We start from the raw sequence: 10,905 nt of genomic DNA, 5'->3' as shown, positions 1-10,905 counted from the left end.
AGACGTCACTCCTTTTAAATCCTGACATTTTACCGAATTAAGCTGCAGAGAGCTGCTCTCGGCGCTTCGGCAAAACGCCTAAATCCCAAAAATGTTGTTGAAGGCCATAAAAAGACATACCGCCGCCTAAATCATGCGGCAGTGTGGTGAGAGAACGCAGCACAAAATGACCCTGAAAAATAGCTAATGGAAATTCCGCTGCTGATCAGCAGAAGAAAGGCGATATTTCTCAGGAGGGAATGTGCGGCACGATCCGTTCTCTTGATCCCGCAGGCCAAAACGGGACTGCAATATGTCGAAATCAAATGAAAAATGTAGAATATATCCCCAGAATCCCGAATCCGCACAAAAATAAAAAGATGGATAAATTGAACTTGTTCACAACTTTATCCACAGGGTGTTGATAATATGGAGGGTAAAACAACATATTCACATTCAAAAGTAATATCATCATAGCAAAAGAAGCCTTGTATTTCAATGACTGGTGGTTATTTATCCACAAATTCAATCTGTTGTGTACAATTTTTATTCACAACACAAGATATTGTTTATAATTTGTTCAGTTTTCGACAATAACTCTTTTTTACTCTAAAATGTTATGCACAGGTTATGACCATTTAAATCACAATTCAGTTCTTTTTGTGGATCTGTGTATAACAGCCGTTGCCTTTTGGTCACAGAGGCTTATTTTTCTGTTGAAAATTTCCGGTAACGTTTCCGACATTATTTTTGAACGAACCTGATAACGTCGATCTGAAAATAGGATGGATTCAAGTTACAGAATGAATAAATGTAAAAAAACGTTTTTGGAGGAGCGAAAACTACAAATAGAATGCTGATGATGGAGAGAGAGGTGAAAGAAGTTTTATGAAGTAAGGGGATAAAAGAGTGAAGTGAGTGAGCGGGAGGAAGGGGAGGAGGCTTCCTGAATGCGAAAAAGAGGGAGAGGATTCACAAGTACATTGACTTTGGCCGCTATTTGTGGTTAAATGTACAAAGGTGTTTTTTGTGGAGATTGCTACGTTAGGTATATTCCATATAAAACGTATTCCTTGTAAGGAGGTGCAGCACAATGAGACCGACTTTCAGACCGAATGTCAGCAAACGTAAAAAAGTTCACGGCTTCCGTAAAAGAATGAGCACGAAGAATGGCCGTAAAGTTTTGGCAGCTCGTCGCCAAAAAGGTAGAAAAGTATTGAGTGCGTAATGCGTGCATAAAGACCACTACGGTGGTCTTTTTTTTCATAATTGAGGTATTCAGGGATCGGATTCCTTCTTTTATTGTTGTAAAAAATGTAGTGAAAGAAGAGGGAGAAGTCCAGCATCCTGTCCTATATTAGATGAAGCTTTTGAAAACGGATATAAAATAAGCGAGATTACCATGTTGGAATGTTGTCCATACTTCTTACTATATAAAAGGTAAAGGTTAGCTTACCGACATGTGTAAAAGAGATGAGCAAGGAGAAGCGCCGTGCAAAAAAAATTGCGTCTACGAAACCGGGCGGACTTTGGGCGCGTATACCGCCATGGCAAATCTTTTGCCAACCATCAGTTTGTGGTGTACTGGTTCCGCCGCAGAGAGGTAGAGCAGTTCCGCGTCGGAATTTCGGCCAGCAAGAAGATCGGCAACGCAGTAGTTCGCAACCGGATGCGCAGAATCGTTAAGGAAATTGTGCGCCATCATGAGCATGAATTGGTGGAGCAGATTGACCTGATTTTTATCGTTCGTAAGGGTGCGGTTACAATGTCGTATCAAGAGCTGGAGAAAAGCGTGCTGCACGTTCTACGCAAAGCCTCGCTGCTCAAGTCTTCACGCCGATAGTCAGTATCTTTGTCCTACAGGATATGGTATGATTTACGTTGGAATGGATTGGTTAAGAAAGGGGTTATGAAGTGTCGCGTTTGAAGACTCAACGAGGAAAATGGTTCCTCCTGATTGCCTTATTGGCACTTGTTGCTGTGCTGTCCGGATGTGCTCAGACGGCCCACAATTCTTACACGACGGCAGACTTGGCCAATGGATCGTTTTGGCAAAGATATGTCGTTTACTGGTTTTCGTATGCGTTAGATACATTTGCCCAATGGTTCTCTGGAGAGTATGGCCTGGCCGTACTGATTCTGGTGATTATCGTGCGAACCATTATTTTGCCGCTTACACTCAAGCAAGTACGTAGTTCCAAAGCTATGCAGGCCATTCAGCCGCAATTAAAAGAAATTCAAGCGAAGTACAAGGATACGCCTGAAAAAGTCCAGCAAGAGACGATGAAGTTGTTCCAGGAAAATAAGGTCAACCCGATGGCTGGCTGTCTTCCTTTGGTAGTACAGATGCCAATTTTCATCGCGCTTTATAATGCCATTTATTATAACTCGGCATTGCGGGATCATGACTTCTTGTGGCTCCAGTTAGGTAAACCGGATCACTTGTTTATCCTGCCGATTTTGGCAGCGATTACGACTTTTGTCCAAACCTGGATGATGATGAAAATGAATCCGACGCCGCAGCAGGGACCAATGCAATTTTTGCTGTACGTCTATCCGGTGCTGATTCTGTTCATGTCGTACAACTTCCCATCCGCTTTGCCGTTGTACTGGTTCTACAGTAATATTTACACGATCATTCAAAACTATTTCCTTTATCGGAATAAGGATAAAGAAGCAGCACTGGCGAATGTGAAAACAGCCAGTCTCGCGAAAACAGGTTCCTCCAATAGTAAGAAAAAAAGTGGCAAAAACACGAAGGGGGCTAAAAAGTCGAGATGACCAAAGTCGTGACATCAGGAAAAACCGTTGAAGATGCTGTAAGACAAGGACTCTCCCAGCTGGGAGTAAGCCGTGAACGGGTAACCGTAAGCGTGTTGGAACAGCCGTCAAAAGGATTCCTGGGGTGGCTCGGGGTCAAGAAGGCGAAGGTGGAGCTTACGCTGCTCTCTGAGCCGTCTCCTGAAACCACACACGCGGCTGAACCTCATGTATCGGCTCAAGCACCTTCTAGCGTGGGACAGGCTTTATCAGAAGAAACTGGGCCTGTTGCACAGGAAGCACAGATGAACATGGGAGCACCTTCGGGACATATAGATCCTTATGAAGAGGCGGTGCGTTTCATCCGTGAAACAGCAGCAGGAATGGGATTGGACGTTAAAGTTGATGTCCGCCACCGCAAGGATGAAAGTACACTGGATATCTCCGGTCCGTCGCTCGGTATGTTGATCGGCCGCAGAGGACAGACATTGGATGCATTACAGTACCTGACGAATATCGTTGCCAACCGTCATTCTGACAAATTCATCCGAATTGTGCTGGATGCCGAGCAATTTCGTGCACGTCGGCAAAAAACGCTGGAGGATTTGGCAGATCGGTTGGCGAACCAGGCTATTCGTTATGGCAAGGAAGTGGTACTGGAGCCAATGCCGTCACAGGAGCGGAAGCTGATTCACGCCAAGCTCCAACAGCATGCGCTGGTTAGAACATACAGCAAGGGGGACGAGCCCAATCGGCGCGTCGTCATTGCTAAAAAATAATCCGACGCAATGGCTCTCTGCAAGATGCAGAAGCCATTGCTTTTTTTCTTATATTTCTCGCTGAAACGGCTGCCGTCCTTGATGAAGGACGGCAATGTCGTTTCTACTTGATAGGAGGTAGAAACTTTATGCTGAGCGATACTATAGCTGCCATTGCAACGGCTGTCGGCGAGGGCGGCATTGCGGTTGTACGGATCAGCGGTCCAGAAGCGGTCACGGAAGTGGAGGCTTTGTTCCGTAGTAAAACGCCTCTAAGCAAGGCTCCAACTCACACGGTACATTATGGACATATAATAGATCCTCAAAGCCAGGAAAAGGTGGAGGAAGTTTTAGTTACAGTGATGCGGGCTCCACGCTCTTTTACGACAGAAGATGTCGTAGAAATCAGCACTCATGGCGGGGTCGTAGCCGTCAAACGGGTGATGGATTTACTATTGCTGCAAAATATACGTCTGGCTGAGCCAGGTGAATTTACGAAACGTGCTTTTTTGAATGGTCGTATTGACCTGAGTCAGGCGGAGGGTGTCATTGACTTGATTCGCTCCAAATCAGATAAAGCTTTTTCGGTGGCTTTGAAGCAGGTGGATGGACAACTGTCCCAGAATATTCGTCGCTTGCGTCATGTTTTGGTGGAGACACTTGCTCATATTGAAGTGAACATTGATTATCCTGAGCATGATGTTGAATCTTTTACATCTGACTTAATCAAGGATAAAAGCAGTCAGGTCATGACGGAAATTGATCGGCTGTTGCATACGGCGGAGCAGGGAAAGATTTTACGTGAAGGGCTGACCACAGCGATTGTTGGAAGACCAAATGTGGGAAAATCATCACTGCTGAACACATTGGCTCAGGGCGAGCGGGCAATTGTGACCGATATTCCGGGTACAACCCGTGACGTTATTGAGGAATATGTGACGATTAATAGTATTCCGCTCAAGCTGCTGGATACAGCCGGGATTCGTGAAACGATGGACGTAGTGGAACGGATCGGAGTAGAACGTTCGAGAACGGCGGTTAGTGAAGCGGATCTGCTGCTCATCGTCATTAACGCCAACGAACCACTGCATGAGGATGAAATGGCATTAATGGAACAAATCCGCGGTAGACAAGCGATTGTCATTATGAATAAAATGGACTTACCGGCCCAAGTAGACCGGGATTTGTTGCTGCGTTATGTTCCCGAAGAGCTTATCGTACCGATGTCTGTGAAGGAAAATGAGGGAGCGGACCGACTGGAGCAGGCTATATCGAATTTATTCTTTAGCGGCAAGCTGGAATCAGCGGATATGACATATGTCAGCAACGTACGGCATATTGCTTTGTTGAAGAAGGCGCGGCAATCGCTGGTAGATGCCTATGAAGCCGCTGATCAATTTGTTCCGATCGACATGATCCAGATTGATGTAAGGCTGGCATGGGAGCATTTGGGTGAGATTGTAGGCGATACTGCGCATGATGCGCTAATAGATCAAATATTTTCACAATTTTGTCTGGGCAAATAGAACTTTCAAGCATGGCTGATATAAGCCTACTATCGTTATATATACAAGAGCATATTCGGCGTGAAGACCGGAATGTATAAGGAGGTAAGAAAGGTATGGGTTACCAAGGAGGCGACTATGACGTAATTGTCGTAGGCGCGGGCCATGCGGGCGTAGAATCAGCCTTGGCAGCAGCACGGATGGGCTGTCGCACGTTGATGATCACAATTAACCTGGATATGGTCGCTTTCATGCCCTGCAACCCGTCTATTGGCGGTCCTGCAAAAGGGCATGTGGTGCGAGAAATTGATGCACTGGGCGGCGAAATGGGTCGGAATATCGATAAGACGTTTATCCAAATGAGAATGTTGAATACTGGTAAAGGTCCCGCGGTTCATGCATTGCGTGCACAAGCAGACAAGTTCTCTTATCAGCATACGATGAAGGAAACGATGGAAAAGGAACCGAATCTGACCTTACGCCAAGGTATGGTTGAAGAGCTGATTATGGAAGACGGTCATTGCGTAGGTGTAATTACGAAGACGGGCACAGATTATCGAAGTAAAGCAGTTGTCCTGACCACAGGCACTTATCTGCGCGGAAAAATCATTATGGGCGAGCTGATGTATGAGAGTGGTCCGAACAATCAACAGCCTTCGTTGAGATTGTCTGAGCATTTGAGAGAGCTGGGTTTTGATCTGGTTCGATTTAAGACAGGAACGCCGCCACGTGTGCATAAGGACACGATTGATTTTAGCAAAACGGAAATACAACCGGGTGATGATCAACCGAAGTTCTTTTCCTATGAAACGAAGTCTTCAGATAATGAACAGCTTCCTTGCTGGCTGACATATACTTCAATAGAAACGCATCAGATTATTAATGATAATTTGCACCGTGCACCCATGTTCTCTGGTCTGATTGAAGGAACGGGACCACGTTATTGCCCATCTATTGAAGATAAGGTGGTACGTTTCAGTGATAAGCCTAAGCACCAAATCTTTTTGGAGCCTGAAGGTAAAAACACATCTGAATACTATGTTCAGGGCTTGTCCACCAGCTTGCCAGAGGATGTGCAATTAGCTGTGCTGCGTTCGATTCCGGGGATGGAAAAGGTAGAGATGATGCGCAATGGCTATGCTATCGAATATGATGCAATGGTACCTACGCAGTTATGGCCTACTTTGGAAACGAAGAAAGTCCCAGGCTTGTTCACAGCAGGTCAGATTAACGGTACTTCCGGTTACGAAGAAGCTGCAGGTCAAGGGATTATGGCAGGGATTAACGCAGCTCGCAAGGTGCAGGGCAAAGAGCCTGTCGTATTGGACCGTTCGCAAGGCTACATTGGGGTTCTGATCGACGATCTCGTGACGAAGGGTACGAATGAGCCTTATCGCTTGCTGACGTCGCGTGCAGAATACCGTCTGTTGTTGCGTCATGATAACGCCGACCTGCGATTGACTCCGATCGGGCATGATATTGGCCTAATTACGGATGAACGATACGAGCGCTTTTTGGATAAAAAGCAAAAGGTAGAGCAAGAGATTGAACGTTTACGCTTGGCGAAGGTTCGTCCGGTTGATATAAATGAGATGCTGGAGCAAGGCGGATCTGCACCAATACAGGATGGCAGTAATTTGTTAACGGTGCTGCGTCGACCAGAGATCAGTTATGCGCAAGTAGCACAAATCTCACCTTCACCTTTAGCTCTAACTGAGGAAGAACAGGAGCAGGTGGAAATCCAAATTAAGTATGCGGGCTACATTGAAAAGCAATTGATGCATGTTGAGCGTCTGCAAAAGATGGAGAAGAAGAAGCTCCCAGAGGATATTGTATACAGTGAAGTTCAAGGACTGGCCATTGAAGCCAAGCAGAAACTTGAAAAGATCCGTCCGATGTCGATTGGCCAAGCATCCCGTATTTCGGGTGTAACTCCTGCGGATATTTCCATTTTGCTGGTTTATCTGGAGCATTATAACCGCGTAACGGCAGCAAGGGGATCATAATGGACGCGATACAACAGCAATTTAAGCAGCGGCTGGCAGAGCATAGTATTGTGATTAATGACAGTCAGTTAGAGCAGTTTGAAACATATTACCGTGTGCTGGTTGAGTGGAATGAAAAAATGAACCTGACGGGTATTACTGAGCGTGATGCAGTGTACACCAAGCATTTTTATGATTCTCTTTCCCTGGCCTTTTATGTACCGTTAAAAGATGTGGAAAGCCTAGCTGATATTGGATCAGGTGCAGGTTTTCCGGGCATTCCTTTGAAAATATGCTTTCCGCAGATTCAGTTGACTATTGTAGACTCGCTGAACAAACGTATACAATTCTTGGCACATGTGGTAGAACAGTTGGGTCTGGAAAATGTTGAACTGATTCATAGCAGGGCAGAGGAATTGGGGCGTAAACCAGGATACCGCGATAGTTATGATCTAGTGACAGCCAGAGCTGTTGCTCGTCTCGCAGTATTGAATGAATTTTGTTTGCCGTTTGTCCGTGAAGGAGGACACTTTGCCGCGATGAAGGGCAGTGATCCTACAGAGGAAATCAAGGAAGCTTCCTACAGCTTGAAAGAGCTAAAGGGAAAAATCAAACATGTTCAGGCCTTCCAGCTACCTGTTGAAGATGCAGCTAGACATATGATTATTATTGAAAAAAGAGCGGCGACACCACGAAAATATCCACGTAAGCCGGGTACTCCTTTGAAGACGCCGTTAGTGTAAATGTTTGAAAGAAAGTGAATGTTTCACGTGAAACATTCACTTTTTTTATGGCTGATAGACTCTTTACATAAAAGACTCTTTGCTAACATACGTTCTTGTTTACATTTGGGGAGGAGGATGGCTGATAGTTATCAAAGAGGATGCATAATTTATTCTCTTATCCTTCCGAAAAGCTGGTAGAGACGATAGGATTATGGCTGGAAAAGTGATAGAATAGAGATAATCGTTTTAATGTAAGTTGACTGCTCCTGTACCCATGAATTCAGATATACATATAGGGGAGTGGGACAACAAATGTCAGGGGAGTACGTGGAGTGTACCCGCTTACGGCGCTGTTTCATATAAAAGGGTCTACGATCCGCGTAAGGAACTGTTTTTCACGAAGCGCTGTTAGTATGGTGCTATTATGAAATTAGGTGGTATTATACGGAATGAAAGAACAATTTTCCAAGCTATTTGGTTTGACGGAGCGATCTACTGGGGACGAAATAAAACAAATTCCAGTTCGGGATATTGTCAGCAGTCCTTATCAGCCCCGTACCATATTTGACGACGAGAAGATTGATGAGCTATGCCAGACCATTAAGACGCATGGTGTAATTCAACCGATTGTCGTTCGTTTCCGTAATGGACAATATGAGATTATAGCAGGGGAACGTCGTTGGAGAGCTGTCACCAAGCTGGGTATGGAAACTATTCCAGCCATTGTTCGTGAGTTTAATGATTCACAAGCTGCATCCATCGCGTTGATTGAGAATCTTCAACGGGAAGGGTTAACTGCGATTGAAGAGGCTGTAGCTTACCAAAAGCTGATTGATCTACATCAGCTCACCCAGGAAAGCCTCGCTCAACGACTTGGTAAAAGCCAATCCACTATTGCTAACAAGATACGGCTGCTTCATCTGCCGGAGAGAGTGAAAGAGGCTCTAATGGAACGGAAGGTGTCCGAGCGTCATGCTCGTGCATTATTGTCATTAGAGACCGAAGAACTACAGTACAAGGTTTTAGATGAAGTCATTGCCAAAGAACTCAATGTGAAGCAGACAGAGGCACGAGTTGCCTTTTATAAACAAGTATCCACCAATAAGAAATCGAAGCGGATTTCCTTTACCAAGGATGTCCGGCTTGCGCTGAATACGATACGTCAATCCATTGATATGGTGTCTGGCTCAGGCTTGGATATCAAAACCAAGGAATCTGATCATGAGGATCACTATGAGATTGTCATTCAAATTCCCAAACGTAAGTAAGGGATGAAGCGTACAGGCGGCAGCAATTGCCGCTTTTTCTGTCTAACGCCGAATAAAACCGCAGCATACTCAATTCTATTCTGAAATTGCCGTTATCCGTAAGTTAAGGACTAAGTAACGTCTCCATAGAGCATTTTGCAATCATGGAGTGTAGCAGGATTCCGATTAAATTATGAGGTGAATGAAGTGTCAAAAATAATAGCCGTAGCCAATCAAAAGGGCGGAGTAGGCAAAACAACTACTTCCGTTAATTTGGGCGCCGGACTTGCTTCCCTCGGCAAAAGGGTATTGCTCGTGGATATCGACCCGCAAGGTAATACAACCAGCGGTGTGGGTATCAATAAGGCGGATGTGGCAAATTGCATTTATGATGTACTCATTAACGAGGTTGATCCTAGCGAAGCTATTGTCAGTACACAGGTTGAAGGATTAGATATTATTCCGGCAACCATTCAGTTAGCTGGCGCGGAAATTGAACTGGTACCGACCATTTCTCGTGAATTGAGATTAAAAAGATCGCTTCAACTCGTTAAGCATAATTATGATTATATATTAATTGATTGCCCGCCATCGCTGGGTATTTTGACGCTCAATTCATTGACGGCTTCCGATTCAGTCATTATTCCAATCCAGTGTGAATATTACGCATTGGAAGGATTAAGTCAATTGTTGAATACCGTGCGATTAGTGCAAAAACATCTGAACACCTCATTGCAAATTGAAGGTGTGCTGTTAACCATGTTTGATGCTCGCACGAACTTGGGTATTCAGGTGATTGAAGAAGTGAAAAAGTATTTTCAAAGCAAGGTTTATCAGACGATTATTCCACGCAATGTGAGACTCAGCGAAGCACCATCACATGGCCAGTCCATTATTACGTATGATCCCCGTTCCCGTGGGGCAGAGGTATATATTGAGTTGGCAAAGGAAGTGGTATCTTATGAGTAAACGGTTGGGAAAAGGACTTGATGCACTCATTCCCTCCCTTACAGTCAATGAAGAGGATAAGGTTGTTGACATTCCGCTCAGCCAGTTGCGTGCGAATCCGTACCAGCCTCGAAAAACGTTTGATGAAGAGTCCATTAAGGAATTAGCCGAATCCATTCGTCAGCACGGTGTTATCCAACCTATTATTGCACGTAGTGTATTGCGAGGATATGAAATCATAGCCGGGGAAAGACGTTTTCGGGCTTCTCAATTTTGTGGGAATCCGACTATACCTGTAGTTGTTCGCAATTTTACGGATCAGCAGGTGATGGAGATTGCCCTGATTGAGAATTTACAGCGTGAGAATTTGAATGCAATGGAAGTGGCAGTAGCTTATCAGGGATTAATGGATCAGTTTTCTTTAACTCAGGAAGAGTTGTCCATGAAAGTGGGAAAATCACGTTCTCATATTGCCAATTTCCTTCGCTTGCTCGCATTGCCTGAAGAAGTTAAAGATCATGTTTCACGTGGAACATTGTCTATGGGACATGCTAGAGCTATTGTTGGGCTCAAAGATCCAGACATGGTGAAACAGTTAGCACAGCAATGTATTGAACAGCAGTGGAGTGTTCGCGAACTGGAGGAAGCTGTACAGCAGTTGGATCATAAGCCTGGTGAGGCGAAAGCCAAAACAAAGGTACGAAAAAAGGACCCCTATATTGACCATATGGAAGAGTCCCTGCGTGAACGCTTTAAAACAACTGTAAAGATCAAGCACAATAAGGATAAAGGCAAAATTGAATTGAATTATTACAGCCAGCAAGATTTGGAAAGATTACTGGAGCTATTACAGTAGTTTGTTGAAATATGGACATGTCTCCTTGAGCAAAATGGAAAGTGAGATATGTCTTTGCTTTGTCTGGAATTGCAGGAATTAGAATGGTTTTGATGGATAAACTAATAGCCTTGTGTTATTTGTTTCGCTGTTCTCAAACGTA

General features: G+C 44.6%; 10 protein-coding genes. All 10 read left to right on the top strand.

The features are described 5' to 3' along the window. Positions 1–1,072 precede the first annotated feature (1,072 nt). The 10 genes from rpmH (at position 1,073) to MKY24_RS26985 (ending at position 10,763) form a co-directional block, all read left to right on the top strand. Positions 1,073–1,207, top strand: a complete 135-nt coding sequence (rpmH, locus tag MKY24_RS27030; RefSeq protein WP_007433250.1) for a 50S ribosomal protein L34 — start codon at positions 1,073–1,075, stop codon at positions 1,205–1,207. Between the two features lie 264 nt (positions 1,208–1,471). Continuing rightward, the gene (gene rnpA, locus MKY24_RS27025) at positions 1,472–1,822 is read left to right on the top strand and encodes a ribonuclease P protein component (RefSeq protein ID WP_013312817.1); all 351 of its coding nucleotides are present in this window, start codon (positions 1,472–1,474) and stop codon (positions 1,820–1,822) included. Positions 1,823–1,893: 71 nt separating this feature from the next. Continuing rightward, a complete protein-coding gene (locus MKY24_RS27020) occupies positions 1,894–2,760 on the top strand; it encodes a YidC/Oxa1 family membrane protein insertase (RefSeq protein WP_023991157.1) in 867 nt (288 codons plus the stop codon). Further along, positions 2,757–3,518: an RNA-binding cell elongation regulator Jag/EloR gene (gene jag / locus MKY24_RS27015; protein ID WP_028540985.1), complete on the top strand. Its 762-nt coding sequence runs from the start codon at positions 2,757–2,759 to the stop codon at positions 3,516–3,518. Before MKY24_RS27020 ends, jag begins: the two co-directional genes overlap by 4 nt. Before the next feature lie 128 nt (positions 3,519–3,646). After that, positions 3,647–5,023, top strand: coding sequence for a tRNA uridine-5-carboxymethylaminomethyl(34) synthesis GTPase MnmE (gene mnmE, locus MKY24_RS27010; protein ID WP_013312814.1), 1,377 nt, complete (start codon positions 3,647–3,649; stop codon positions 5,021–5,023). Between the two features lie 95 nt (positions 5,024–5,118). Then, positions 5,119–7,008: a tRNA uridine-5-carboxymethylaminomethyl(34) synthesis enzyme MnmG gene (gene mnmG / locus MKY24_RS27005; protein WP_339201214.1), complete on the top strand. Its 1,890-nt coding sequence runs from the start codon at positions 5,119–5,121 to the stop codon at positions 7,006–7,008. Then, positions 7,008–7,730 carry a 16S rRNA (guanine(527)-N(7))-methyltransferase RsmG gene (gene rsmG, locus MKY24_RS27000; protein ID WP_028540983.1) on the top strand — a complete coding sequence of 241 codons (723 nt, stop codon included), beginning with the start codon at positions 7,008–7,010 and terminating at the stop codon, positions 7,728–7,730. Before mnmG ends, rsmG begins: the two co-directional genes overlap by 1 nt. 431 nt (positions 7,731–8,161) lie before the next feature. Further along, a complete protein-coding gene (gene noc / locus MKY24_RS26995) occupies positions 8,162–8,980 on the top strand; it encodes a nucleoid occlusion protein (RefSeq protein WP_013312811.1) in 819 nt (272 codons plus the stop codon). Positions 8,981–9,166: 186 nt separating this feature from the next. Next, on the top strand, positions 9,167–9,928 hold the full coding sequence (locus MKY24_RS26990) for an AAA family ATPase (RefSeq protein WP_023991152.1): 762 nt from the start codon (positions 9,167–9,169) through the stop codon (positions 9,926–9,928). Further along, a complete protein-coding gene (locus tag MKY24_RS26985) occupies positions 9,921–10,763 on the top strand; it encodes a ParB/RepB/Spo0J family partition protein (RefSeq protein WP_013312809.1) in 843 nt (280 codons plus the stop codon). Before MKY24_RS26990 ends, MKY24_RS26985 begins: the two co-directional genes overlap by 8 nt. Positions 10,764–10,905: the final 142 nt, after the last annotated feature.

It is taken from the genome of Paenibacillus sp. FSL P2-0322 (assembly GCF_037975315.1).
Classification (GTDB): domain Bacteria; phylum Bacillota; class Bacilli; order Paenibacillales; family Paenibacillaceae; genus Paenibacillus; species Paenibacillus polymyxa_B.
Note: the sequence above shows the minus strand (reverse complement) of the source record. Positions and strands in the feature narration are given on the sequence as shown.

Bases quoted from the DNA above. Each gene is read 5' to 3' on its own strand.
- rpmH (WP_007433250.1), top strand. From the start codon at position 1,073: ATGAGACCGACTTTCAGACCGAATGTCAGCAAACGTAAAAAAGTTCAC.
- jag (WP_028540985.1), top strand. From the start codon at position 2,757: ATGACCAAAGTCGTGACATCAGGAAAAACCGTTGAAGATGCTGTAAGA.
- mnmE (WP_013312814.1), top strand. From the start codon at position 3,647: ATGCTGAGCGATACTATAGCTGCCATTGCAACGGCTGTCGGCGAGGGC.
- mnmG (WP_339201214.1), top strand. From the start codon at position 5,119: ATGGGTTACCAAGGAGGCGACTATGACGTAATTGTCGTAGGCGCGGGC.
- rsmG (WP_028540983.1), top strand. From the start codon at position 7,008: ATGGACGCGATACAACAGCAATTTAAGCAGCGGCTGGCAGAGCATAGT.
- noc (WP_013312811.1), top strand. From the start codon at position 8,162: ATGAAAGAACAATTTTCCAAGCTATTTGGTTTGACGGAGCGATCTACT.
- MKY24_RS26985 (WP_013312809.1), top strand. From the start codon at position 9,921: ATGAGTAAACGGTTGGGAAAAGGACTTGATGCACTCATTCCCTCCCTT.